We start from the raw sequence: 24829 nt of genomic DNA on the forward strand, positions 1-24829 counted from the left end.
CACGAACCCGGCCCCGGTGGGCGCTCTACGGTTGGACGTAAGGCGGCGTGAAGATGTCCGTGATGGTGACGTCCGGCACCTCGTTGGCGGCGCTCGCGGGCAGGGCGAGGACCGCGCCGAGCCCGGCGCACAGGGCCGCGACGGCGAGGGTTCTGCGGATCGCGTTCACAACCATCGTCTAGCTCCGTTCAGTGGTAAGCGGCCTGGGTGGTCGGGTGGGCGAGGACGGGCCGGCGCGTGGTTCGGCACTCGGCAGCGCGCCGCACGCGGGCGGCGTGAGCAGGGTGCGCCGCGGGGCGGGCGCGTAACCGCCCGCAAGCACCGATGGCGGGCTCACCCGCCCACCGACCACCCGCATCGCACTACCGCCGCTTCACCAGGGGACGCAGGGACGCGCGTCCAAGCGGAGCATGTCACACAGTCGTCATCCGGCTCATCACCCAGTTCTGTCGCAGCGGGATAGGCAAAACCCCCAAGGAGCACGCTCCGATTGTCGTGAAACTCCCACCACCGCCGGTGCCGGCCGCGGGTTTTCGACGTCACTCGGTCAAGTCGTCCACGAGGTTGAGCCACCACACCGCCGCACCCGCCCGGTCACGCACGCCGATCGTCCGGTAGATCCGCTGGAGGTGGTTCTGCACGGTTTTGGGCGACAACTCCAGCTCTTCGGCGATGGCGCTGGTGCTCGCACCGCCCGCGACCCGCCGCAGCACCTCGATGCCGCGCTTGGTGAGACCCGCGGCGAGGGCGCGGGCGATGCGCCGGTTCACCTGCTCCGCGGTGGACGTCGTGCGCAGCGGCTCGTGGCGGGGCGCGCGCACCACCGTGTTCTCCCGCCGCGGTTCGAACCGGTGGTGCGCGAGCTGCTCCACCAACCGCGCGGAGAGGTCGTGCTCCCGCATCCGGAGCAGGTCGCGGCCTTCCTGGAGTTCCCACAGGCGGTACTGCTCCAGTTGGGCGCGGGCGTGGTGCAGCGCCACGTCCATCCGCCCGGCCCGTTCGTGGGCGACGCTCAACGCGCCGTGCGCGCGCACCGCGACTTCCCGGGCGAGGCAGCCCATCGCCAACTCGGCGGCCTGCGTGAGCTGGCGCACCTGGTCGTCCAACCGGCCACGCGCGCCGTTCACGCGAGCGCGCGCCATCAGCAACTCGGCACGCAGCACGGGCCGGTCCTGGCCGGTGAGCAACTGCTCGGCCCGCCGGCAGGAGCGCAACGCCCGGTCGAGGTCGCCGAGATCGAGCCGGACGTGGGCGAGCAGCAGGTTGACCCGCGCCATCCGCACCGGCTCGTCCAGGTGCTTCCACTTGTCGCGGACCTGCGCGCACAACTCCTCGGCCCGCCGCAGCTTCCGCGTGCACGGCTCGCCGTCGGGACTGCACCGCGTCGCCGCCGACCGCACCATGCAGTGCTCGTGGTACTGCGTGCGCATCAAGTTGGCCTGCTCGAACAGGATGGCCCCGATCAGCTCGGCGTCACCGGTCAGCTCGGCGAGGCCGAGCGCGCGCGACAGCGAGTGCAGCGAGCGCTCCCGCGAGTCCAACCGCAGCTCCACCACGGCGCGCGAGAAGCTGCACCACGCCTGGAGCAACACGTGCCGGTTGGCGGAGGCGATCTGCTGCACCCGGTCGATGGTGTCCAGCGCACCGGGCAGCAGGCCGCGCTTGCCCAGCGCGACGGACTGCACCAGCACGCTCTGCGCGACACCCTCCGCGTCGTCCAGCCAGGAGAACGCGGCCACCGCCTTCTCGGCGAACTCCAGCGCGTCAGCGGGACGACCTTCGTCCAGCGCCCAGCGCGCCTCACGCAGGTTCGTCACCGCGTTGGCGCGTGGATCGGCAGCTCGCTGAACGGGACTCGTCATGTCCCCGCCGGAGGATACTCACCCGCACGAGCACAAGCGGACCTTTCCCATCACACCAGCAAGCCTCGCCCTGCTGCGTGTCATCCCCGTATGGCCTGCGCGCCAGCGAACCGCGCTTCGTCAGGGAGGGCAAGCACGCTTTTCGCTTGCCCTCCCTGACGAAGGGTGGTTGTCTTGACCAGGCCATACGGGGATGACACGCAGCCCGCTCTTCGTCATCCTTGGCGGCCTGCCAAGCGGCGAGCGCCGCTCTTGAACCGCTCTAGTGCTCCGGCATCCCGGACGCGTTGACCACGGCATCCCGCAACGCAGCCCGCAACCGCCCGACCTCCAACGGCGTCAGCACCGCGGCTTCACCCGGCGGCACGGTGACCACCACATGCCCCTGGCTGACGAACACGGTCATGTCACGGCGACGGGATGCGATGTCGCGGCAGGAGATCTGCCACTCCTTGCCTGTACCCACGGCCCCGAACCTCCAGATGTCTCGACACGGGTGCTCGGACCAATCCGGGCGCTCGCGGGGGTGAGACGCACGCGGGTTGGTGCCATGACGGGAAAATCCCGACGGGCGACCGTGCCGAGCTGTCGATAGCGTCGCATGGCGTCATCGCTCCAGTCACCTAGGAGGGTGAAATATGGCTGAACCGCAACGGATCGTGATAATTGGGACGGGCCTGGCGGGGGCCTCGGCGGCGGGTGCGCTGCGGGAGCGGGGGTACGACGGCGACCTCGTCCTGCTCGGCCGCGAGACCCACCAGCCCTACGAGTTGCCCGCGTTGTCCAAGGACTTCCTGCTGGGCAACGCCGACCACCCCAACCCGGTCCACGAAGCGGGCTTCTACGAGTCGAACCGGATCGACCTGCGCACGGGCGTCGAGGTCACCGCGCTGCGCCCGGCGGACCACGTGGTGGTGGACTCGTCGGGGACGACCCACCCGTACGACCGACTGGTGCTGGCCACCGGCTCCACCCCCCGTTCGCTGCCGGGCTCCGGCGCGCACACCCTCCGCGTCGTGGAGGACGCGCAGGCCATCCGCGCCGCCCTGGAGCAGCGGCCCAAGGTGGTGATCGTGGGCGCGGGCTGGATCGGCTGCGAGGTCGCCGCCGCGGCGCGGGCGCACCAGGCCGACGTCACCGTGATCGACCCGGTGGACCTGCCGCTGCGCCGCGTGCTCGGCCCGACCGTGGCCGAGGTGTTCCGCGAGCTCCACGAGGACAACGGGGTCCACTGGCGGCTGGGCGTCGGCGTGGAGGGCTTCGAGCCGAACGGCGTGCGGCTGGCGGATGGTTCCACGGTCCCCGCCGACCTGGTGGTCCTCGGTGTCGGCGCCAAGCCCAACACCGGGCTCGCGGAGGACGCGGGCCTGGTCATCGCCGACGGCGGCGTGGCGGTGGACGCCGCGCTGCGCACGTCGGACCCCGACATCTTCGCGGTGGGGGACATCGCGGCCCACGACCACCCGCGTTACGACGGCAGGGTCCGGGTCGAGCACTGGGCGAACGCCAAGGACCAGGGCGCGCACGTCGCGGGTCCCGTCCTCGGCGACGACCGGCCGTACACGGCCGCCCCGTACTTCTTCTCCGACCAGTACGACCTGGGCATGGAGTACCGGGGCCTGGCCGACGCCGAGCGCGATGAACTCGTCGTCCGGGGCAGCCTGGAGGACCGGGACTTCACCGCGTTCTGGCTGCGTGACGGCCGGGTGCGTGCGGCGATGAACGTGAACCAGTGGGACGACGGCGAGGCGCTCCAGGCGCTGGTGGACGAGCGGGCCGCCGTTTCCCCGGAGCGGCTGCGCACGGGCAGCCTCTCCTGATCCTCAGAGGCAGGACCCGCTGTCCGGCCGGTTGTCGGACGTGATCAGCCGTTCCAGCAGTTTGCGCAGCACGTGCGCCTCGGCGGGGGTCAGGCCGGCGGTGAACTCGCTCTCCACCGCGATGTGGAGCGCCTCCACCTCGGCCTGCACCGCCCGGCCCTGCTCGGTGATGACCGGCAGGCGCACCCGGCGGTCGTTGGGGTCCGGGTTGCGCACGATCAGCCCGGCGCGCTCCAGCCGGTCGAGTTCCGCGGTCAGGGTGGTCTTGTCCAGGCCCAGCGCCTGACCCAGCGCCAGTTGCGTGCGCCGGTACTCCTCGCTCGCCAACGCCGTCAGCACGAGTTGGCCCCGAGTGGTGACCCCGTGCCGCGTCGCCGCCTCCTGCGCGACCACGCCCAGCTTCTGGGCGGCGCGGTGCAGCAGCCAGTTCAACCCGGACTTGCTCACGCAACCGACGTCGACAGGCGCGTTCATGACACCGATCATACGCGCACGGTGGTTACTTCTCGCCTGAGAACATATTGACCGAGAACACCTGCTCCCATATATTCTCAACCAAGAACTTCCGAGGAGGGAACATGACCGGCTTGCTGCACATCGACTCCAGCCTGCGCACCGAGGGCTCCGTGTCCCGGGAGGTGTCGGCTGCCTTCGCGACCGCGTGGCGAGAAGCGCACCCCGACGCGCCGTACACGTACCGCGACCTGGCCGCCGAGCCGCTGCCGCACGTGGACGGCGAGGTGGTCGCCGCGCGTGCCGACACATCCGGGCGGCACCGGCTCGAGCAGGAGCTGGTGGGCGAACTCAAGGCCGCGGAGACCGTGCTCATCGGGGCGCCGATGTACAACTTCTCCGTGCCGTCCGGGTTGAAGGCGTGGCTGGACTGGATCCTCGTGCCCGAGCTTTTCGCCAACCCGGAGACCGGGGTCGGCGTGCTCACCGGGAAACGCGTGGTCGTGGTCACCGCGCGGGGCGGGTCCTACGCGCCCGGCACGCCACGCGCGGACAACGACTTCCAGGCCCCGTACCTGCGGTTGATCTTCGACCAGCTCGGGTTGCGGGATGTGGAGTTCGTGCACACCGAACTCACCCTCGCGCACACCGTGCCGCACTTGGCGCAGTTCCGGGCGCAGGCGGACGCGTCGCGGGAGGAGTCGCACCAGGCGGTCCGGCGGCTGGTTGTGGCGGGGTGATCCGGAGGGGTGTGGGTGACGGGACGCGAAGGGAGGTTCAGGTGCGTCGGCCCGGTGCACGGATCCGAGTCGGGCGGGTGAAGCCGGTGCGCTGATCCAGCTCACCGGCCCGGGGGACAGCTGCATCCGCTGGTCCGGCGGTCTCGTCCGGCACACTTGTCCGCGACCCCGTCCGGGAGGTGTGGACTTGTCCGAGCCGATGGCCGCCATCGTGGTCCGCGCGGCCGAGTTGACCGCCCGCGGGCTGCCGCGCCAGGCCATCGACCTGCTCCGCCCGTTGCTTGCGGTGCACCCGACGCACGCGGAGGGGTGGTGCCGCCTGGCCGCCGCGCACCTGGACGCCGGTCAGCCGGACGCGGCGTTGGACGCGGCGAAGCGCGTCCTCCTCCTGGAGGGCGACCACACGTGGGCACACCGCCTGGCGGCCCTGTCGCTCAGTGAACTCGGGCGGCACACCGAGGCGGTGGTGGCGGCGCGCGAGTGCGTCCGCCGCAAGCCCGGTGACTGGCGTTGCCACGTCGTGCTCTCCGAGGTCTTGGCGCACTCGGCTGCGGCGGAAGCGGGGGGCCGGGACGCGGGCCGGGGGACAGCGGGCCGGGGGACAGCCGGCGGGGGTGCGGCGGCGATGGGGTTGGAGGCCGTGGCGGCGGGGCGTGAAGCCGCTCGGTTGGCCCCGACGGAGGCACGTGCCTTCCAGGTCCTGGGCGACGCGGCGCTGCGCGTCCGGGACTGGGGCACCGCCGAGTGGGCGTACCGCACGGCGCTGACCCTGGACCCGTCGGACGAGGACGTCCGGGCGAACCTCGCCACCGTCCGCCGCAAGCGCATGTCCCACCCGGGCCGCCCGCACGACTCCCACCCCTCCGACCGCACCCACAAGCCGCGCTCCGCCTGGCGCCGCGCACGCGAGCCCCACTCCGATCCCACGGGCGACCAGCGCTCACCTCTGGGTCGCCCGGGCGAGCCCCACGCCGACCCCGCACACGACCAGCGCTCAGGCCGGGGCCGCCCGAGCGAGCCGGACTCCGTTTCGGACCCGACGAGCAAGGCATCCCCCGCCTGGGACCCCACGGGTGAGCCGCGCTCCGATCCGCCACGTGAGCAGCGCTCCGCTCGGGGCCGCCGCCCGCGCAAGCCCCACCCCACCTCCGACCCCGCCCGCGACCGCCCGCACGAGCCGCATCCCGCCCACGACCGGTTGCACGAGCCGCACCCCGCCGCGTACTCCGCACCCTCCGCGGAAATCCTCACCGCCGCGCACCACCTGATCCGCCCCGCGCTCTCGAGGACCTCCCTCCTCCTGGTCGGCGGCGGCCTGCTGCTCCTGCTCGCGGGGATGCCGAAACCGACCCCGCTGCTCGGCTGGTTCTCCGGCGTGCTGGTCCTCGGCGTCCTCGCGGTGGTGGGCCGGCTGCTCCTCCGCGCGCGCAGCGGCGGGCGCAGGGCGTTGTTCGCCCTCCCGAAGCACCGGCCGGCGGTGGCGGTCGTGCTGGGCGCGTTCGGGCTGTCGACGTCCGTCCTCGCCGGCTGGTCGGTCGCCCTGCTCGTCGGCGCGACGACCATGCAACCGCTGGTCATCGCGTGGCTGTGCGCGTTGATCGGCTCGATCGCGCTCCTTCTGGGCGGTCCCGGGAGGTGGCACGACCGCTAACCTGTAGTGCGGAGAGGAGGGCCGAACGTGACGCGACTGCTGGTGTTCCTGGCGCTGGTCGCCGGGTTCCTCGTGGTCGGTCCCACCTCCCCGGACACGTCGGACTTCGTCGCCGTCTCCGCCACGGTCGACGCCGCGCACCTGCCCGGCGCGGCGACCCGCGTCACCACGCACCCGGTGCAGCAGCCGGGCCACCTCGGGCAACCGCTGGACGGCGTGCTGCCGCCGGTCCACGTCCCGCCCGAACCGCGGCGCGCGGACGACGTGGCGGAACCCGCCCACCGCCGCCCCGAGCGCACCGGGCAGGCGCCGCTCGGCGAACGCGCCCCACCAGCAGACCTCCGGTAAATCCCCACCGCTCAACCCACCGACCCCGGAGGTCACTTCGCCATGCCGCGCTCACAGGCGCGGCGGGAACTGCTGGTCCGAGGGCTGCTGTCCCTCGCCGTTCTCGCCGCGTCCGCGTTCATCCTGCTCACCAGTCAGCCACGCCTCGGCCTCGACCTGCGTGGCGGCACCCAGATCGTGCTGGAAACCCCGTCCGAGGCCACGTCCGACAACACCGACCGCGCGATGGAGGTGCTGCGCCGCCGCGTCGACGAACTCGGCGTCGCGGAACCCGTGCTGGCCCGGTCCGGCGACCACCGCATCGTGGTGGAGCTGCCGGGCGTCCAGGACCCGGCCGAGGCGATCGAGGTCCTCGGCCGCACCGCACAGCTCGCCGTGCACCCCGTCACCGGCCCCGGCGACAAGCCGAGCGGCGACGGCGACTCGGTGGCACTCGGCCCGGTGGTGATGACCGGCGAGGGCATCAAGGACGCGAAGGCCGCGCCCAACCAGTCGGGTGTCGGCTGGCAGGTCACCGTCGACTTCCAGGGCGACGCGCCGGGCCAGTGGCAACGCGCCACCGGCGCGGCGGCGTGCTTCGCGCCCGGCGACCCGCAGCGGCGGATCGCGTTCGTGCTGGACGACAAGATCGTGTCCTCGCCGCAGGTCGACCCGTCGGTGCCGTGCCGCACCGGCATGATCGGCAACAACACCCAGATCACCGGCAAGTTCTCCCAGGCCGAGGCGCAGGAGCTGGCGCTGGTGATCCGCTCCGGCGCGCTGCCGGTGCCGGTCGAGGTGGTCGAGCAGCGGACCGTCGGCCCGACGCTCGGCGCGGAGGCCATCGAGGCGAGCAGCCGGGCCGCGATCGTCGGCATCGCGCTGACCGGCCTGTTCCTGGTGTTCGTCTACCGGCTCGCGGGCCTGATCGCGGTGCTGGCGCTGGTCGGCTACGCAGGTCTGTCCTACGCCGCGCTGCTCGCCGTCGGCGCGACCCTCACGCTGCCCGGCCTCGCCGGGTTCGTGCTGGCGATCGGCATGGCGGTGGACGCGAACGTGCTGGTGTTCGAGCGAAGTCGTGAGGAGTACGCACGGCGCAAGCGCTTGCCCCGGTCGGTCGACCTCGGGTTCAAGGGCGCGTTCAGCGCCGTGGCCGACTCGAACGTGACCACGCTGCTCGCGGCCGGCCTGCTGTTCTGGCTCGCCACCGGCCCGGTGAAGGGCTTCGGCGTCACGTTGTCCATCGGTGTCATCGCGTCGTTGTTCAGCGCGTTGGTGCTGACCCGCGTGCTGCTGCAACTGGCGATGCCGCTGCTGTCGCGCAAGCCCACCTGGAGCGGTCTGCACGACCTCGGCCGCGTCCGGACGTGGCTGACCAACAAGGGCTTCCAGCTCTACCGCAGCCCCCGCCGCTGGGTGCTCACCGCCGCCGCGGTGCTGCTGGTGGCGATCGCCGGGCTGTTCGTGCGCGGCCTGGAGCTGGGCGTCGAGTTCACCGGCGGCCGGATGATCGACTACACGGCGGCCTCGGTGGACGCGGGCAAGGTGCGTGCCGAGCTGGCCGCCGCCGGTTTCGAGGACGCCGTGGTCGCCACGTCCGGCGACACCGGGCTGTCGGTGCGCACCGGCCCCATCGACGAGGCCGCGGCGGCGCGGGTCGCGGAGGCCGTCGACCGGGCCACCGGCGGCGCGCAGCAGGTCAGCAACGAGCTGATCGGCCCGAGCCTGGGCTCCGAGCTGCGGCGCAACGCGTTGATCGCGCTGGCCATCGCCGTGGCCGCGCAGCTCGCGTACCTCGCGGTGCGGTTCGACTGGCGGCTCGGGCTCGCGACCGTCGTGGCGCTGGTCTCCGACGTGATCGTGCTGGTCGGTGTGTTCGCGTGGCTCGGCAAGACCGCGGACGGCGTGTTCCTGGCGGCGTTGCTGACCGTGATCGGCTACTCGGTCAACGACTCGGTGGTGGTCTTCGACCGGGTGCGCGAGTTGCGCAAGGGCCGGCGCAAGGAGCCGTACGCCGACGTGGTCGGCGCGGCCGTGCTGCAAACCCTGCCACGCACCGTGAACACCGGCATCGGTGTGTTGTTCGTGCTCGCCGCGCTGCTGGTGCTGGGTGACGGCTCGCTCGCCGACTTCGCCACCGCCCTGCTGATCGGCCTGGTGGCGGGCACCGCGTCCACGATCGTGACGGCGTCGCCGGTGGCGATCGCCTTGGAGGGCCGTCGATGAGCACAGGACACGCGCTGCTGGCGGTCGGCGGGGCGTTCCTCGCCGCCGGTCTCATCGCACGCGCGGGCGTCCGCATCGGACTCCCCACGATCCCGCTGTTCATGGTGGCGGGCATCGTGTTCGGACCGCACACCCCCGGGTTGGCCCTCGTGGACAACCCGGACGACATGGGTGTGCTCGCCGGGCTCGGCCTGGTGTTCCTGCTGTTCTACCTCGGACTGGAGTTCTCCGTCGACGACCTGGTGGCGGGCGGGCGCAAGCTCGCCGTCGCCGGGGCGGGCTACCTGCTGCTCAACATCGGCGGCGGCATCGCGTTCGGGTTCCTGCTTGGGTGGGGCACCCGGGAGGCGTTGGTGATCGCGGGCGCGATCGGCATCTCGTCGTCCGCGATCGTCACCAAGCTGCTGGTCGAGGCCAACCGGCTGCGCAACCCCGAATCACGGCTGGTCATGGGGATCATCGTGATCGAGGACGTGTTCCTGGCGCTGTACCTGGCCGTGTTGCAGCCGGTGCTCGGCGGCACGTCCGGCGTCCAGGCGTTGCTGGACTTCGGCAAGGCGTTCCTGTTCCTGCTGGTGCTGGCGGCCGTCGCGCGGTGGGGCGGTCGGCTGGTGACCAGGTTCTTCGGCTCGGCCGACGACGAGCTGCTGGTGGTGTGCTTCGTCGGTGTCGCGGTGACCGGTGCGGCCGTCGCGCACGAACTCGGCGTGTCCGACGCGATCGGCGCGTTCATGATCGGTGCGATCGTCGGCGGTTCCGGCGTCGCGAAACGCGTGCACAAGCTCGTCCTGCCGCTGCGGGACGCGTTCGGGGCGTTGTTCTTCTTCATCTTCGGGTTGAGCATCGACCCGAACGCGGTGGGTGGCGTGGCGCTGCCCGTGCTGGCCGCCGTGGTGGTGACGATCGCGCTGAACCTGGGCGCGGGGTTGTTCGCGGCGAAGCTGCACGCGTTCGACCGGCAGCAGGCCGTGGACATCGGGCTGACCGTGCTGACGCGGGGCGAGTTCTCGCTGGTGCTGGCGGCGATGGCGGTGGCGGCCGGGCTGGACTCGCGGGTCGCCCCGTTCGTCGCCGGGTACGTGTTGCTGCTGGCCGTCATCGGCCCGCTGGCGGTGCTCCGGTCGCACCGCCTGACGTGGCTGCTGCCCCGGTCCCTGTTCCGGGAACGGCAGGAGCGGACCACCTGACGCCCGCCCGGGGTGACGCCGACCGGTGTCACCCCGGGGCGGTGGTCAGCCCTGGGGCAGCAGGGCCTGCATCTCGCCGATCTCGGCTTCGCGGGCGTCGACGATCCGCCGGGCCAGTGCCTTCGCCCTGGGGTGGGTCCCTTGGGCGAGTGCGGTCTCGGCCTCCTCGACCGCGCTCCGGTGGTGGATGATCATCATCGCCAGCCACCGGCGGTCGAAGTCGGTGTCCTCGGCGGCCTTCAGCTCCGTCATGTCCTCATCGGACCTCTGCGCCGCGGCGGGTTCGCCCCACGCGCGCAGCCAGTCGGTCATGGTCGCGATTTCGGGTTCATGGGACGTGCGGATGCGCTGGGCCAGGTCCACGACCTCGGTGTTGGTGGTGCGGCCGTCGACCAGTGCGGCCATGTCCACCGCTTGCGCGTGGTGCGGGATCATCCGCCGGGCGAAGGCGGTGTCGGCGGCGTTGTGCTCGGCGGGGCCGTCGCAGGCGGCGAGCGCGACGGCGGTCAGGACGGCCAGCGCCGTCCTGACCAGGGCGGTCCTGGCCATGGTGAGCTGTCCTCTGCTCGGTGGGGGTGGGGGAGTCGCGACGCCGCGCCCCCGGATCGGGGCCGACGTCCGCCCCTCACCTCCGCAGCACGCGGAGCGAGGCCAGGCGGGTCGAGGTCGGGGTCGGCGGTGGACGCGGGTAGCCGTCGTCGATCGCCGCGACCCGGGTGCGCGTCGTCTGCCCGCGTGGTGTGCGGCGGAGTGCGAGCGCGAGCCCGGCACCGGTGGCCGCGGCCAGCACCGCCAGGCACAGGTGGCCCAGCAGGTCGTCGCCCGCGCCGTGGTCCGGTGTCGGTGGCGTCGCCGCGCTCGGGTCCTGCGCCGTGGCCACGACCTTCGCCGGGTGGGCGGCGTGCCCGCCGGAGAGGTGGTGCGTGCCCAGCACGCCCAGCGCCAGGGCGCACAACAGCACCCAGCGCAGCGGCGTCCCGGCGGCCTCCACGGGTGCCAAACCTAGCCGGTGCGCCCGGACCTTGTGCTTGCAGGCGACACCGACGAGCACGAGCATGATCCGCAGACCGACGACGTCGACGGTGCCGCGGACGGCCGGTGCACGGCCCGCGCGGGGGATGGGGATGGCAGTGACCGGTCAGTTCGCCGCGTACCAGAACGAGATCTTCTGAGTCCGGTTTGGACTGGCCAGCCACGTAGCCGGACAGAAGGGGCTTGACCTGCGGGAACACTCTCGTCAATTCTCGCTGGTTCTCGTGACTGCCTGACGTTTCACGGCGTGGATACGGCCTAGAGATGATCAAGCTTGGGCAAAGTTGGCCCTGATGCTGCCACCAAGGTGACGGCATCGGGGCCAACTTGTGTCGCCTGTACTTCTCCGGCTGCACCGCCAACCGTCCTCGTTGGCGAGGCGGCGAAGCCGTTGCGGCAGCCAATCGCCGTGCCCAGCGCTGCCAGGTCTTGGAGCGCGCGATTCGCCCGGCCTGGGTGCTGGAAGCGGGTTCGTGGACAGCTCGCCGCCGAGGCATAGCGCGCCGCCACCTCGATCACGTGCACCGGCTTCGCGCGCGGCCGACGGGCGGAGCGAAGCGGGAGCCCGGCGTGCCGCGATGCGGGGAGCCGGTGCCAACGTGAACCGGACCCAGCCGCGCGCCCTGAGTCCATAGAGACAAGTTCGGCAGCCGACGTGCCTTGTTAGACCAAACGGGCGAAAGAGCCTGGCGATGTTTCCTTTCCCGTAACGATGGTTCAAGCTCGTCGATGAAGTTCGACACCTGGGCTGACTGCCGGGCTGAGGAGAGAGGGGGCGGTGATCACCTTGAGCACCTACGGATTCAGGGTATTCGAGCTCTTCGCCACTCCGTTGAGGTCGTTCAATCGAGCGTCGTTCACAGAGCCAGAACCCGACGGTCTGCGCGAGATAGTTCGGGAACTGGCGGGCAAGCGTGTAGAGTCTGGCGGCGAGAAGAATGACAAAAAGGGCATTTATAATCGATTTGATTCAACCGAAGCGAGCAACTGGGGTGTTCTGATTACGGCCAGTGGTGGCTTTTATGGGGAACCTGCTCAAGTCGTGGATGTTGAGAGCGGAGAAGAAGCGCGCCCAATTGCGGTCACGGATGCCGTGTTGAGGGAGTCACGGGTTCTGATGCTAATTCCACCGATTGGAGAATCCGGCCTGCTCATAGCCGAAACGCGCGGAAGGTCGCATCTAGCTTCGAGTGTTTTGATCCAGTTGAACAACGATCTGAAGGCGCATGGAATTCGCCTTCGTACGATCACGGATCTCGCCGATGAGCACGCTTGGTCCAAGTTTTTGGATGCTGAAGAGATTGGTGTGCGTTCTGTAGAGCTAGTTCAAAGATCTCAGTCGACGGATCGGACCAATTTTACATCTGAGAATGTAAAGAAAAGTACACTCATAATTGATTTGGAAGATGGAACGGAGACCAAGAGGCGTATTCGTGGAGCGCTTAAGGAACTGAGAGGGAAGGGGCAGCGTCCGAGCCTGGCAGGGATGGTTGGGCTAGCCCACTACCGAGATGAAGACTTTGACGAAGAGCGGATCATTGCGGTTGTCGATGGACGTGACCGGACGATCAATATCACATCTGGATGGCCAGCCTTCACGTATACGATTGATTGTGAAGACCGGCCGACGGATCAACATTTTGTCGAAGAAGCGTGTGAGGTCGCTAGGACTACGTTCCCGGCATTGAATGTTGACCTAGCTTCGGACTGGCGACCAAATTTCGGAACGTCGTGAGGTTGACGTGAGATCACTTCAGCGATTCAATCCATGGCCGATTTTTATCTATCATACCCGCGCCAACCGGAGGGATGGTGATGAAAAGGCGACGGGAATTGAGATCTTCACACTATACGGCGCGCCGACAGTGGTTGCGGTGGTGATATTGGCATTCCAGGTTAGATTGGGGGGAGTTCCGCAATTGCTGGCGGCAACGTCCCTGCTGGTCGGTGCAATGATTAGCGTGTTTGTTTTCCTGGCTAATCTGAGGGTTAAGGTCCATGAGGTGGCGGCATTGAAGGTTCGCCGAAACCTCAGGAAGCTGATCGCCTCATCGGCCGTTGGTGCCCTCTACGTGTCGACCGTATCTATGATGCTGGCACTTGCATTGGCACTTCTGGCGTCGATCCCATCGTTGTCAGGCGATGGGTTGATGGCAACATTGGCATCGGCGCTTACGTCGTGGCTCCTCGTCCACCTAGTAGTAACCCTTGCATCTGTTCTTCGGCGGCTATTCGGAATCTACGTTGCACTATTTGGGGAAGATTTTACGGCTGAACTTGGAGGCGACACCCAGTAGACGTGCGGCAGAGGGATCGAAGACATCTTTACAAAAGTCTCATATCCGAAACGATGGCTTCGGCCCTGGCTGCATCGAACGCCAGTGTCCTTCCAGGCTTGTTTGAATAGCCGATAAACCTGATACCGGCATTCATGGTGGCCTCGTGACCTGCTTTCGAATCGCCAATAAGCGAAGTCTCTTGCGGTGAGATACCCAAAGTTGCGATCGCTTGATTGACTAGAAACGGATTTTGCTTCAGCAGGGTAGGGCTGGAGAAATCGCGAGTAAAAACTTCAACGATGTTATGCTCATTGGACCTGACGTAAGGGTTCACAGCCGTGGCGCTGTTGTTGCTGGCAACCGCTACGTGACCTCCGAATCCTACCCAGGCTGCTGCGAAATTCTTGTGCCAATTGTTTGCCTGGCCGCTTTGGCTGCTTCCACTTCGCGTGCCCTTGAGGGCTGATTCAGTATGTCGACATTCCTTTTTGTCGGCAGTGGCTGAATATGTGAAGACGTCGAATAGGTCGCCGGACTTTTCCAGATCGGGCGGGACTTTAGCTTCACCGTCTTTTGGCATTTGTCGCAGCTGGTCTGCTACATGGTGTTGCGGGAGAAGTAAAGAACACTGAACAAATTGGGCCGTCAAAGTCGAGTAGCACGACTCTGGCCTGAGTTAGCATACGACAAAGCGTTGTGGTGACGCCGACAGGAACCGGCTGGTCATTCATCCGCGCTTGTACTCCGTGGCGATGGCGTTCCAGAGACTGTCGGACCAGGTGCGGGCTTGTGTCGACGTATGGCTTCCGGTGCTGATGTCGTCGTCGGTGGCGCTGTGGTGGAAGAGGATGGCGTCTTTGCCCATGAGGTCGTAGATGGCTTGGGGTTGGTCGCCTAGGGACAGGACGTGTTCGCGGACGAGGTAGAAGCCGAAGAAGGCTTCGTTGTTGTTGATTAGGTAGAGCTTGAAGAGCGGGGCTGCGGGGTGGACTCGGACTTCCGCGGTGGCGTCCTTGACCAGGCCGAGCGTGTCCAGCTCGGTGACGTTGTCAAGGATGGCCAGAGCGAGGCGGCGCATGATCGCGGCTGCGCGTGCGCGGAAGGCTGGGTTGTCGGCTCGGTCTTCGACGGTGGCAGAGAACCGACCACGGGGCGGTGGGGTCTGGGGCCAGGATGCGGAGGTGGAGTGCCTGCGGGGTCGTCCGATGCGGATCTTGTCCAACGGTTCCTTTAGGACGCCGTGGAGGGTTTCACCGGAGAAGCTGGCGAGATCGATCGTGACGTGGTCCTGCTCGAAGGACCATTCGATGTGGGGGCGCAGGCCGTTAGGGCGCTGGCACCTAAGTACAAGATCGTCATCCCGTTGGGTGCGGGCTGTGGTCTCCGGCAAGGGGAAGTCTTCGTTCTGTCCACAAAGTACACCAATCGGGATGAGATGCTTCTCCGCATCGTTCGCCAGATCCGGATCGTGGACGGTGCAGGTCATCGCTCAGCCAAAGGGCGGCAAGGAACGGGACGTGCCGCTTCCGGACAGCGTGCTCCGGGAATTGGGCGCCTACGTGGAGGAGTTCCCGCCGGTCGAGGTGACCTTGCCGTGGAAGGAGGCGGACGGGGAACCCGAGACGATCTCGTTGATCCTCGTCAGCCAGTACGGCAAGCCGGTTCGGCGGGATGGCTTCAACCAGTACGTGTGGACCACTGCGCTGGAACACGCCAAGGCCGAGCGGACTCTGCGGCAGGACGGGATGCACGCGCTGCGGCACTTCTACGCCTCGGTGCTGCTGGACGCGGGGGAGGTCGATCAAGGCCCTTGCTGAGTGGCTCGGGCACTCGGACCCGGCCTTCACGATGCGGGTCTACACGCACCTGCTGCCGTCCATCCAGGAGCGGACGCGCAAGGCGGTTGATCGTGTGCTTGCGGGTTCGGTCGAGGGGAACGAGCATGATCCGCAGACCGACGACCCGGAAGACTTGGCGGACGGCCTGTAGACGGCCTGAGCGGAAGGCGAGGGACGAAGTGGCTGGTCAGTTCGCCGCGTACCAGAACGAGATCTACCTCCAGGGCCTCGCGGGGCAGGTGCCGCCGTTCACCACCGACCTCGCGGGCTTGGAGGAGTCGGCGCGGCAGCGGCTCGGGCCCGGTCCGTTCTGGTACGTGGCCGGCGCGGCCGGGACGGGTGCGACGGCGCGGGCCAACCGGGAGGCGTTCGACCGGTGGCGGATCGTGCCGCGGATGCTCACCGACGCCACGCAGCGGCACCTCGGGGTGAGCGTGCTCGGCGCCCGGCTGCCCGCGCCGGTGCTGCTCGCGCCGATCGGCGTGCAGTCGATCCTGCACCCCGACGGCGAACTGGCCACCGCGCGGGCCGCCGCCGAGCTGGGGTTGCCGTTCGTGCTGTCCACGGCCTCCTCCCACACCATCGAGGAGGTCGCCGACGCCGCGGGTGACGGCGAGCGCTGGTTCCAGCTCTACTGGCCCAGCGAACCGGACGTGTGCGCGAGCATCCTGGGCCGCGCCCGCGCCGCCGGGTACCGGGTGCTGGTGGTCACCCTCGACACGTGGACCCTCGCCTGGCGACCGCGTGACCTGGACCAGGCGTACCTGCCGTTCCTGCGTGGCGTCGGCACGGCGATCCCGTTCTCCGACCCGGCGTTCCGCGCGGGGCTCGCGGCGTCGCCGGAGGAGGACCTGCCGATGGCGATCCTGCGCTGGGTCCAGCTGTTCACGGGCACCGACAAGTCGTGGGACCAGCTGTCGTTCCTGCGCGAGCACTGGGACGGCCCGATCGTGCTCAAGGGCGTCCAGCACGTGGACGACGCGCGCAAGGCCGTGGACGCGGGCGTGCAGGGCGTCGTGGTGTCCAACCACGGCGGTCGGCAGGTGGACGGCGCGGTCGGGTCGCTGGACGTGCTGCCGGGTATCGCGGAAGCCGTCGGCGAGCAGGTCGAGGTGTTGTTCGACTCGGGCGTGCGTGGTGGCGCGGACGTCGTGAAGGCGTTGGCGCTCGGGGCGAAGGCCGTCCTCGTCGGGCGGCCGTTCGCGTACGGGCTCGCCCACGGCGGGCAGCCGGGCGTGCGGCACGTCCTGCGCAGCCTGCTCGCCGAGTTCGAGCTGACCCTCGCGTTGTCCGGGCACCGCAGCCCGGCCGAACTCAGCCCCGAGGTGCTGCTTCCGCGCTGAGCTGCCGCAGCCTGCCCTGGATGGTGGCGAAGTCCGCGGGCTGCACGGTGAGCCACGGCGTGCCGTCGCCACCGGTCGACTTCGCCGACAGGTAGCGGCCGGTGACCGTGTCGAAGAACGTCAGCGGCGCGGCGCAGCGGTGCTTGCGGCCGTACCGGTCGCGGCGGGCGGCGAACAGCTGCCCGCCGCCGGTGCGCGGCTCCGCCAGCAGCTTGCGGACGCCCTGCGCCTCCGCCACGTGCGCCCCGGTCGGCCGGCTGGCCTGGAGGAACGACCGCTCGCCGTCGTCGTCGCTCCGGGCGTGACGTGGTTTGTCGGCCAGGGCGTCGGCGGGCAGCGACAGCACGCCGCCGCGGCCCGGTCCGGCCTCGGGCAACGCCGCCACCAGCGACTGCACCGCGTCCTCCGGCCGGACCGGTTCCACCGTGAAGTGCTTGTCCGGCCGCAGCACGACGCGCAGCGCGTCGTCGCCCGACTGGGCCACGAGGGCGCTGCGCGTGTCGCTGTCGCCGACGTTGAAGAACGCGTAGAACTCGACGGCGGCCCCGGCGATGAGGCGCAGCGACCGCGCGAGGTCGGCGTGCACCTGCCCGCCACGCGCCAGCCCGAGGCGTTCCAGGTCCGCCCACGCGTTGCGCGTCATGTCCGCCAGCCCGCCGACGTCGCCCTCGGCGAGGCGGTCCTCGTCGAAGTCGACGTTCGTCAGGAGCGCGTTGTGCAGCATCGGCAGACCCTCGGCCTGCCAAGCGGTGTAGAGCGCGACGACCGGGATCGCCACCTTGGTGCGCAGCACGGTCTACTCCCCGATGACCGGCGGGGCGACCATGGTGCCGTCGCCGAAGATGTCCTCGGTCTCCTGGAGGTACGAGGCGGACTTGTGCTCCTTGTCCTCCTCGCCCTGCCCGTGACCGGCGCCGCCGCCCATACCGCCCATGCCCGCGCCGAGACCGCCACGAGCACCGGCCGCACCCGCGCCGTTCGGGCCGAAACCCCCGCCGCCGGAACCGAAGCCGCGTTCGGGCAGCGCACCGGACATGCCGCCACCACCCAGCGGGCCCGCGCCGGGCAGTCGTCCGCCCAGCCCACCCGGGCTGCCCGGGCCACTTGGTCCACCGAGCCCCCCTCGACCGCCGCCGGGACCGCCGGGACCGCCGCCCGGCGTGGTCGGCACGCCACCCCGGCCGCCGCCCGGACCGGGCAGCCGCACCGGGGGCCGCTGGGTGTCGCGGCGGTTGCGGGGGTCGTTCGGGTTGCGGGGGTCGTAGGGCGGGCGCGGGTCGAACGGCGGCGGCACGCGCGGGTCGACCGGGTTGCGCGGGTCCGTCGTGCGTGGCGGGTCGATGTTCGGCGGCGGGGTGACGGGCCGGTCCGGCGGGTCGACCTGCGACTTGCGCGTGGTGCCGTCGTCGTTGCCGCCGGGCGGGGTGGGCGGTGGCACGGTCGGTTCGCCCCACTGCCTGCGGGTGTTGCCGTCGCTGCCACCCGGGTCGGTGCCCCTGCCGTCGTCGCCGACCTCGTCCCGGCCGTTCCACTCCTTCGGGCGGGGGATCGGCGGCTCACCACCGCCGTCGTCGATGCCCGCGCCGATCTCCTCCGGCGACTGGAACGTCGGCATGGCCGCGCCCGCGGCGTTGGCCGAGCTGCCGTAGGTGCTGAGCACCTGCATGTTCCTGGCGTTGACCTGCTGGCTCTTCTCGACCGCGTCGTCGTAGTCGGTGTCCCACGGGAGCGCGTCGTTGTACCAGGGCTTGTCCGGCACGTCGACGGGCTTCTCCACCGAGTCCCGGGCGAGCCGGAAGGAGTCGCTGATCTGCGACGTGTTGCCGGCAGCGGACCGCGCACTCGTCCCCGCCGCCTCGGACCAGCTCGCCAGCGGCGAGGTGGACGAACGAGCCTGATCCCCGGCCGCCCCCTCCCACACCGCCCCGGAGTCCGCGACGGCCTTGTTGATCAGGTACGCGACTTCCATGTGCTCGCGGCCTGCCATTTCCCACATCCGCTGCGACGCGTCGGTGGTTCGCTCCGGCCCGATGCCGTCCTTGAACCACCCGTAGATCTTGTCCGCGCCGATGCCCACCTGGAGCAGCGCGAAACCCCCGAGGTCCGTGTCGGAACCGATGGAAGGAGCCATGACCTACCCCTTCAGATTGGCGACGACCGTGCCGGCGACCTGCTCCGCCGTGCCGCACGCGTTTCCGTCGTTCAGCTTGTCGTTCTTGCCGATGGTCGCCTGGATCAACACGAATTCCGTGGCGGAGGTGCGGACGGCGGCGTTGCAGTTGCGCTTGCCGTCGGCGCCGTCGAAGACGGCGGCCTGGTAGCCCGCGATCTTGGTCTCGCGGAAGGTGGAGAACGCGGCGCTGTTGCTCACGCCCTCCTCGAAGGTCCTGCCCTTCACCGAGAACGCCACCTTGAAGGTGGAATTCGCGAGCGAGTCCTTGCCCTGGTAGGTGCAGGTCGGACCATCGATGCCCTCGGCCTCGGCCTTGGCCTCGCGGAACGTGCTCAGCTCGCTCTGCTGGGCCGGCGTGAGAATCGTGCAGGGTGCGCCGAGGTACTTCTTCAGATCCAGGTCCGGCTGCCCACTTGACCCGCCCTTGGCAGTGGTCGTGGTGCCGCCGCCCGGTGTGGCGGTCGGGGTGCCCTTGACGTCGTTCGAGCTGCACGCGGCCAGTGCGGCGACAGCCGCACCCGCGACCGCGATCGCGCGGAGTGTGCGAATCAAGGAATTCAGTCCTTCGGCTTGAGTGCGTCGGCAGCCGCCGAGTCGGTGCCCTTGTACTCGTCCAGTGCCTGCTGGATGTTCGCGATGGTCTTCTCCAGCGCTTCTTGCGCTTTGAGGTTGGCCCACGCGTAGCCGCCTTCCTCTGACCCGGCGGCGCGTTGGATGGCGAGCGTGGCCATGCCGCTGTAAACGTCCTTCCCGGGAGGTTTGCCGAACAGGATCTGCTCGGTCTCCCGCTTGACGTCCAGCAGCTTCTCCAACGCCAGTTTCAGGCCGTCGAGGAGGCGTTCTGCCTCCGCCGGCTCGACGTAGAACCTCGTCTTGGTCGAGACGAAACCACCACCGGCGCCACCGGCCACCGTGTCGGCCGTGAAACCCAGCTTGCGGCCCCCACCGCCCGCGTCCAGCATCGCTCGCGCTCCCCTCACGCCAACCGCCGATCAATGATGGCACAGGGGTCCTGCTCCGGAAGGGTGTTCGGAGTGGTTGCCGGACCCGGTTGGGCGGTGTCCGATTCGTTCAAGACCGCGCGGGACCGATGGGCCTAGCGTGAGTCGCATGTTGGATGCGGCAAGGTCCTTTCTTTGGCACCACGCACGGGTGCTGGAGCAGCGGCGGTTCGGGTTCTTGTTCGACGGCGGGCCGGCGGAGCCGGTGGTGGCGGCGGTCGCGGCGTACCGCAACGAAGACGGCGGGTTCGGGCACGCGCTGGAGCCGGACGGCCGGGGGCCGACCAGTCAGCCGCTGCACACGTGGACGGCGTTGAACCTGCTGCACGAGGTGGGCGACGACCGGTTCGTGGCCGGGGCCGCCGGGTTCCTCGCGTCGATCGCGAACGAGGACGGCGGTGTGCCGAACTGCCTGGCGACGGCGGCGGACCACCCCCGTGCGCCGTGGTGGCGGGTGTCGGGGGACAGCGACCTGCTGATGACGGCGCTCGTGGCGAGCGTGCTGCACCGGTTCGGGGTGGCGGACCCGTGGCTGGAGCGGGCGACGGTGTTCTGCTGGGAGCGGGTCGACGGAATGGCCGAGACACACCCCTACGAGGCCGCCGCGTGTCTCGCGTTCCTCCAGGACGTGCCGGACCGGCCGCGGGCCGAGCGGGCCGCGGCGCGGTTGGGCGAGCTGGTGCGCGAGCAGGGGTTGGTGGACCTCGGGGAAGGCCAGGCGGCGGAGGGTTACGCGGCGGGCGAGACGCACCGGCCGCACCACTACGCGGCCACGCCGGACAGCCTGGCGCGCCGCTGGTTCAGCGACGACGAGATGACGCGCGACCTGGACGAGCTGGTCGCCGCGCGTGCCGACGACGGCGGCTGGACGTTCCCGTGGCCCGCGTGGACCCCGGTCACCACGCACGAGTGGCGGCCGATCGTCACCATCGAGGCGTTGCGCACGCTGCGTGCCTACGACCGGATCAGCTGACCCAACGGCACACCGGCCAGGTCCTTCACGTCCCGCGACAGGTGGGCCTGGTCGGCGTACCCGGTGCGGTGGGCGATGTCCGCGAACGCCACACCGCGCCGGGCGAGCTTCACCGCGTGGTCGAAGCGCAGCACCCGGTGCAGGGTCTTCGGGCCGTAGCCGAACGCGTCGAGACTGCGGCGGTGCAGTTGCCGGGTGCTGACGCCGAGGTCGTCGGCGAGCGCGGCGACGGGCGTGCGGCCGACGGTGGCGGCGACGGCCGCGGCCAGCGGGTCGGGCGGGCTCGCGCGCAGGCGGGCGCGGGCGGCGTCGGCCAGCACGGCGCACGGGTCGTCGGCCGCGGCCAGCGCGTCCCCAAGGGCTTCGGTGTCGGGCCACAGCTCGGCCAGCGGCACGCGCTGGTCGCGCAGCACGTGTGCCGGGACGCCCAGCACGGCCGGTCCCACGCCGGGGCCGAAGCGCACACCGTGCAGCTCGCCGGGCTCGGTGGTGGTGATGTGCGCCCTGGTGTCCGGGCCCGCCACGAACAGCCGGCCGGAGGACGACCAGATCACGTCGGTGCGCCCGTCGGGCACGACCCGGCCCACCCCGGGCTCGGCGGCGGCCCGTCGCCAGGCGCAGTCCAGTCCGGCGGCGGGCCGCTCGACGTAGGTGTCCGGCACGGGGCCAGCCTAGGTCGCGAACCTGAGCCAGTCGACGCTGACGAACGCCGCCGGCTGCCCGCTGGTGAACGTGACGTGCACGTCGTGGGTGCCGGTGACGCCGGTGATGTTCGCGGGCACGGTCCGCCACGACTGCCACCCGCCCGTGTCGGCGATGGCGAAGCTGCCGACCGGTGTCGCGGTGGGGCTGTCCAGCCGGACCTCCACCAGCCCGCTGACCCCGGCCGCCGCGCCGGACGCGGCACGGGCGAGGAACTGCCGGGCCGTGCCGGAACCGAACCGGACGCCGGAGAACCGCAGCGAGTCGCCGTTCTTGAGCCGCGTCACGGCCGTGGGCTCGGCGACGCCGCCGGACCGCGCGGTCGCCTGCTCGGCCTGGATCTCCGCGTACGCGTCCCAGCCCGCGGCCGTGCCGCCCGCCGTCCACACGGCGACGTAGTCGACCAGCATCGAGCGGCCCGGTGCGGTGGCGGCGGTGGGCGTCGCGCGTCCGGCCACGCCGTTCGGGAACGCGCCGCCGATGGCCAGGTTGAGCAGCACGAAGTAGCCGGCGTGCGAGGTCATGTTCGCCCACGTGGTGGCGTCGAAGCGGGTGCGGTCGACGCTGTGGAAGCGCTGGCCGTCGACGTACCAGCGGAACTGCGCGGGCGACGTGCTCTCGTCCCACTCGAAGCGGAACGTGTGGAACGCCGACCGGCAGGGCGTGCCGGGGCACGGGCGGTTCGCGCCGATGCCGTTGGCCTCGCCGCACGGGCCGCCGGGGTTGACACCGCAGTGCAGCACGCCCCAGACCGAGTCGAGGCCGTTGACGTTCTCCATGACGTCGAACTCGCCGATGCCCGGCCAGTTCCAGTAGTTGCCGCGGAACGGCGCGCCGAGCGCCCAGAACGCGGGCCAGTAGCCGAGCGCGGCGTCACCGGAGACGTCGGGCAGCCGGATGCGGCTCTCGATGGCGACCTTGCCGCCGGCGGGTGGGCGGAAGTCGGCGCGCCGGGACTCGATGCGGGCGGACGTCCAGCGGCCGGCCGCGTCGCGCAGCGCGGTGATGCGGAGGTTGCCCGTGCCGTCGAGGGCGAGGTTGGACGGGGAGGAGGTGTACTCCTGGACCTCCCCGGTGCCCCAGTTCGCCGGACCGCCGGGGTAGCCGTGGCCGAGGTCGACCAGCCACTGGTTCGCGGCGGGCGGCGTGCCGGCGGGGCCGGTGAAGTCGTCGCTCCAGCGCAACGCCCAGCCCGGTGGGGTGGGCGGCACGGAGGCGGGTGTCGCGCCGGGCAGGGCGGGTGACGCGGCGGGTTGTGCGAGGTGGGCGGCGGGCGCTGCGGGTGACGCGGCGGATCGGGCGATGTGCGGGGCGGGCGCGGCCGGTGACGCGGCGGATTGCGCGGCGGACCCGGCGGGCGGTGCGGCGGGCGCGGCGGTGGAGGTCGTGGGTGCGGTGGCGGCGAGCAGGGCCGTTGCGGCGGCCAGGGCCAGATGTCGCGGGGTGGTTGCCATGGGGGCTCCCTCGTCGGTCCGGACAGCACCAATGAGAGCGCTCCCATCTGCCTCCGCTCAATCGGCCGAACGAACGACGAACCCCTATTTCGCGTCCGCGTAGCTGTCCACCGGCACGGCCTTCAGCGGGAACCGGACGGGGGTTTCGCCGAACACCAGCCGGGACGCCTCGGCGCCGGCCGCGGACACCTCCCCGCACACCGCGTCCGCCACCTCCGCCGGGCAGTGCACCAGCACCTCGTCGTGCTGGAAGAACACCAGGTGCGCACCCGGCGCGGACCGGTGCAGGCGTCGCCGGAGGGCGCCCAGCAGGGCGGCCGTCCAGTCGGCCGCGCTGGCCTGCACCACGAAGTTCCGCGTGAACCGACCCCACTCCCGGGCCGCCCGCCGGGACTGCCGCGCCGCGTCCTCCCCCTCGTCCGCGTTGCCGGTGACGGCACGCCACGCCTCCGACGGCGGCGGGCTGGTGCGGCCCAGGCGGGAGCGCACCACGCGGCCCTGCTCGCCGGCGGTGGCCGCCGCCTCCACGTAGCCGACCGCGTCCGGGAACCGGCGGCGCAGCACGGCGAGCAACGGGCCCGCCTCGCCGCTGGTGCCGCCGTACATCGCGGACAGCATGGCGATCTTCGCCCGGTCCCGGTCGCCGTCGAACGCGTCCGCCGCCAGGTTCGTGTAGAGGTCGTCGTCACCCGACACGGCCGCCAGCCGCCGGTCGCCGGACAACGCCGCGAGCACCCGCGGCTCCAGCTGCGCGGCGTCCGCCGCGACCAGCTTCCAGCCCGGGTCGGCGACCACGGCACGCCGCAGCGTGCGCGGGATCTGGAGCGCCGCGCCACCCCGCGTCGCCCACCGCCCGGACACCACGCCACCCACCACGTAGTCCGGCCGGAACCGCCCGCCGGCCACCCACTGGTCCAGCCACGACCAGCCGTGCGCCACCCACAGCCGGGCCAGTTCCTTGTACTCCAGCAGCGGCGCGACCGCCGGGTGGTCGACCTCCTTGAGCACCCACGCCCGCGCGGACGGGACGTCCACGCCCTCCCGCCCGAACGCGCGCACGATGCCGGACGGGTGGTCGGGGTTCACCGCCCGCCCGCCGAACGCCGCCGTGATCCGGTCAACCAGCTCGGCGAGCCTGGCCGGCCGCGCGCCGTTCACCGGCCGCGCTCCCAGCAGCTCCACCAGCAGGTCCTCGTGCACGTCGGCCCGCCACGGCAGCCCGAAGTGCGTCATCTCCGCCGCCGCCAGCGCGCTCGCCGACTCGGCGGCGAACAGCAGCCGCAGCCGGTCCGGGTGCGGCAGGCCCGCCGCGACCCGCTGCTGCTCGGCGTGCACCGCGATCACCGCGTCCAACGGGTCGGCGCCGCCGGGCAGCGGCTCGCGCTCCGGCTCGAACAGGGTCGGCTGGGCGTCGCGCTTGCGGGGACCCCGGTCCGCCGGCACGGGCAGCCCGCGCAGCCGGGCCACCGCCGCCGCCAACCCGCGCGGCTCGCCGTGCGCGCCGCGGTGGGCCAGCAGCAGCGACTCGACGTGGTGCAGGTCCAGGCAGCGCTCCACCCGCACGCCACGCGCCAGCAGGCCCGGGTACACCTCGGCGGTCGCGGGCCACAGCCAGCGCGGGCCGTCCTCCTCCAGGGCGGCCACGGTCGCGGCCAGGTCGGTGGTCTCCACGACCGGACCGGCGGGCGCCCCGGTCGCGGAGAGCCGCCGGACCCGGCCGGCGTTCTCCCCGTGTGACACCAAGGCGACCATCACCACCCGATTGTGC

The 24829-nt window shown here is 70.7% G+C and carries 26 protein-coding genes; 11 read left to right on the top strand and 15 right to left on the bottom strand.

The genetic code is table 11. The features are described from left to right. Positions 1-25: 25 nt before the first annotated feature. The 3 genes from KZQ38_RS26415 to KZQ38_RS26425 form a co-directional block, all read right to left on the bottom strand. Positions 26-175 carry a hypothetical protein gene (locus tag KZQ38_RS26415; RefSeq protein ID WP_219445503.1) on the bottom strand — a complete coding sequence of 50 codons (150 nt, stop codon included), beginning with the start codon at positions 173-175 and terminating at the stop codon, positions 26-28. 364 nt (positions 176-539) lie between these two features. Then, complete coding sequence (locus KZQ38_RS26420) at positions 540-1862, bottom strand: helix-turn-helix transcriptional regulator (RefSeq protein ID WP_219445510.1); 1323 nt, start codon at positions 1860-1862, stop codon at positions 540-542. Between the two features lie 262 nt (positions 1863-2124). Then, on the bottom strand, positions 2125-2328 hold the full coding sequence (locus KZQ38_RS26425) for a hypothetical protein (protein WP_219445512.1): 204 nt from the start codon (positions 2326-2328) through the stop codon (positions 2125-2127). A 172-nt stretch (positions 2329-2500) separates the two neighbouring features. Here KZQ38_RS26425 and KZQ38_RS26430 point away from each other — a divergent pair, with 172 nt between their 5' ends. Further along, complete coding sequence (locus KZQ38_RS26430; RefSeq protein WP_219445514.1) at positions 2501-3682, top strand: NAD(P)/FAD-dependent oxidoreductase; 1182 nt, start codon at positions 2501-2503, stop codon at positions 3680-3682. 3 nt (positions 3683-3685) lie between these two features. On the opposite strand, the gene KZQ38_RS26435 is transcribed toward KZQ38_RS26430, so the two are convergent. Next, positions 3686-4156 (bottom strand): MarR family winged helix-turn-helix transcriptional regulator, encoded by a 471-nt coding sequence (locus KZQ38_RS26435; RefSeq protein WP_257902273.1) that lies wholly within the window; start codon positions 4154-4156, stop codon positions 3686-3688. A 104-nt stretch (positions 4157-4260) separates the two neighbouring features. Here KZQ38_RS26435 and KZQ38_RS26440 point away from each other — a divergent pair, with 104 nt between their 5' ends. From KZQ38_RS26440 to KZQ38_RS26460, 5 genes are all read left to right on the top strand, one after another. Then, positions 4261-4875: an FMN-dependent NADH-azoreductase gene (locus KZQ38_RS26440; protein ID WP_219445516.1), complete on the top strand. Its 615-nt coding sequence runs from the start codon at positions 4261-4263 to the stop codon at positions 4873-4875. Positions 4876-5062: 187 nt separating this feature from the next. Continuing rightward, the gene (locus KZQ38_RS37250; protein ID WP_308258603.1) at positions 5063-6526 is read left to right on the top strand and encodes a tetratricopeptide repeat protein; all 1464 of its coding nucleotides are present in this window, start codon (positions 5063-5065) and stop codon (positions 6524-6526) included. Positions 6527-6553: 27 nt separating this feature from the next. Next, on the top strand, positions 6554-6874 hold the full coding sequence (locus KZQ38_RS26450) for a hypothetical protein (protein ID WP_219445517.1): 321 nt from the start codon (positions 6554-6556) through the stop codon (positions 6872-6874). Positions 6875-6916: 42 nt separating this feature from the next. Further along, positions 6917-9079: a protein translocase subunit SecD gene (gene secD, locus KZQ38_RS26455; RefSeq protein ID WP_219445518.1), complete on the top strand. Its 2163-nt coding sequence runs from the start codon at positions 6917-6919 to the stop codon at positions 9077-9079. Next, on the top strand, positions 9076-10266 hold the full coding sequence (locus KZQ38_RS26460) for a cation:proton antiporter (RefSeq protein ID WP_219445519.1): 1191 nt from the start codon (positions 9076-9078) through the stop codon (positions 10264-10266). The genes secD and KZQ38_RS26460 overlap by 4 nt, the downstream gene beginning before the upstream one ends. A gap of 45 nt (positions 10267-10311) precedes the next feature. Here KZQ38_RS26460 and KZQ38_RS26465 read toward each other — a convergent pair whose 3' ends face one another. Both KZQ38_RS26465 and KZQ38_RS26470 read right to left on the bottom strand, forming a co-directional pair. After that, entirely contained in the window at positions 10312-10815 is a 504-nt protein-coding gene (locus KZQ38_RS26465; protein ID WP_219445520.1) for a DUF305 domain-containing protein, read from the bottom strand. A 76-nt stretch (positions 10816-10891) separates the two neighbouring features. Beyond that, positions 10892-11323 (bottom strand): hypothetical protein, encoded by a 432-nt coding sequence (locus KZQ38_RS26470; RefSeq protein WP_219445521.1) that lies wholly within the window; start codon positions 11321-11323, stop codon positions 10892-10894. A 753-nt stretch (positions 11324-12076) separates the two neighbouring features. Here KZQ38_RS26470 and KZQ38_RS26475 point away from each other — a divergent pair. Beyond that, positions 12077-13033, top strand: a complete 957-nt coding sequence (locus KZQ38_RS26475) for a hypothetical protein (RefSeq protein ID WP_219445523.1) — start codon at positions 12077-12079, stop codon at positions 13031-13033. Between the two features lie 7 nt (positions 13034-13040). Continuing rightward, positions 13041-13595, top strand: a complete 555-nt coding sequence (locus KZQ38_RS26480) for a hypothetical protein (protein WP_219445524.1) — start codon at positions 13041-13043, stop codon at positions 13593-13595. Between the two features lie 28 nt (positions 13596-13623). Here KZQ38_RS26480 and KZQ38_RS26485 read toward each other — a convergent pair whose 3' ends face one another. Next, positions 13624-14157 carry an HAD family hydrolase gene (locus KZQ38_RS26485; RefSeq protein ID WP_219445525.1) on the bottom strand — a complete coding sequence of 178 codons (534 nt, stop codon included), beginning with the start codon at positions 14155-14157 and terminating at the stop codon, positions 13624-13626. Between the two features lie 147 nt (positions 14158-14304). Further along, on the bottom strand, positions 14305-15063 hold the full coding sequence (locus KZQ38_RS26490; protein ID WP_219445527.1) for a GntR family transcriptional regulator: 759 nt from the start codon (positions 15061-15063) through the stop codon (positions 14305-14307). A 31-nt stretch (positions 15064-15094) separates the two neighbouring features. Here KZQ38_RS26490 and KZQ38_RS26495 point away from each other — a divergent pair, with 31 nt between their 5' ends. After that, positions 15095-15394, top strand: a complete 300-nt coding sequence (locus KZQ38_RS26495; protein WP_219445529.1) for a site-specific integrase — start codon at positions 15095-15097, stop codon at positions 15392-15394. A 200-nt stretch (positions 15395-15594) separates the two neighbouring features. Continuing rightward, positions 15595-16758 (top strand): lactate 2-monooxygenase, encoded by a 1164-nt coding sequence (locus tag KZQ38_RS26500; protein ID WP_219445530.1) that lies wholly within the window; start codon positions 15595-15597, stop codon positions 16756-16758. Here KZQ38_RS26500 and KZQ38_RS26505 read toward each other — a convergent pair. The 4 genes from KZQ38_RS26505 to KZQ38_RS26520 are packed head-to-tail and all read right to left on the bottom strand — an operon-like array spanning position 16730 to position 19911. Then, the gene (locus KZQ38_RS26505) at positions 16730-17551 is read right to left on the bottom strand and encodes an ESX secretion-associated protein EspG (RefSeq protein ID WP_219445532.1); all 822 of its coding nucleotides are present in this window, start codon (positions 17549-17551) and stop codon (positions 16730-16732) included. The genes KZQ38_RS26500 and KZQ38_RS26505 overlap by 29 nt on opposite strands. Positions 17552-17554: 3 nt before the next feature. Beyond that, positions 17555-18889, bottom strand: a complete 1335-nt coding sequence (locus KZQ38_RS26510; protein ID WP_219445534.1) for a hypothetical protein — start codon at positions 18887-18889, stop codon at positions 17555-17557. Positions 18890-18892: 3 nt separating this feature from the next. After that, complete coding sequence (locus KZQ38_RS26515; RefSeq protein ID WP_219445536.1) at positions 18893-19483, bottom strand: DUF3558 domain-containing protein; 591 nt, start codon at positions 19481-19483, stop codon at positions 18893-18895. 5 nt (positions 19484-19488) lie between these two features. Beyond that, entirely contained in the window at positions 19489-19911 is a 423-nt protein-coding gene (locus KZQ38_RS26520) for a hypothetical protein (protein WP_219445544.1), read from the bottom strand. 172 nt (positions 19912-20083) lie between these two features. On the opposite strand from KZQ38_RS26520, the gene KZQ38_RS26525 reads away from it, so the two are divergent. Continuing rightward, positions 20084-20905 (top strand): prenyltransferase/squalene oxidase repeat-containing protein, encoded by an 822-nt coding sequence (locus KZQ38_RS26525; RefSeq protein WP_308258604.1) that lies wholly within the window; start codon positions 20084-20086, stop codon positions 20903-20905. On the opposite strand, the gene KZQ38_RS26530 is transcribed toward KZQ38_RS26525, so the two are convergent. From KZQ38_RS26530 to KZQ38_RS26540, 3 genes are all read right to left on the bottom strand, one after another. Then, the gene (locus KZQ38_RS26530; RefSeq protein WP_219445547.1) at positions 20887-21567 is read right to left on the bottom strand and encodes a helix-turn-helix transcriptional regulator; all 681 of its coding nucleotides are present in this window, start codon (positions 21565-21567) and stop codon (positions 20887-20889) included. The two genes, KZQ38_RS26525 and KZQ38_RS26530, sit on opposite strands and share 19 nt — an antisense overlap. A gap of 9 nt (positions 21568-21576) precedes the next feature. Continuing rightward, positions 21577-23061, bottom strand: coding sequence for a carbohydrate-binding protein (locus KZQ38_RS26535; RefSeq protein ID WP_257902274.1), 1485 nt, complete (start codon positions 23059-23061; stop codon positions 21577-21579). A gap of 84 nt (positions 23062-23145) precedes the next feature. Then, positions 23146-24813: a bifunctional 3'-5' exonuclease/DNA polymerase gene (locus KZQ38_RS26540; protein ID WP_219445800.1), complete on the bottom strand. Its 1668-nt coding sequence runs from the start codon at positions 24811-24813 to the stop codon at positions 23146-23148. Positions 24814-24829: the final 16 nt, after the last annotated feature.

The organism is Saccharothrix obliqua (assembly GCF_019375475.1).
In the GTDB taxonomy this organism is placed as follows: Bacteria; Actinomycetota; Actinomycetes; order Mycobacteriales; family Pseudonocardiaceae; genus Actinosynnema; species Actinosynnema obliqua.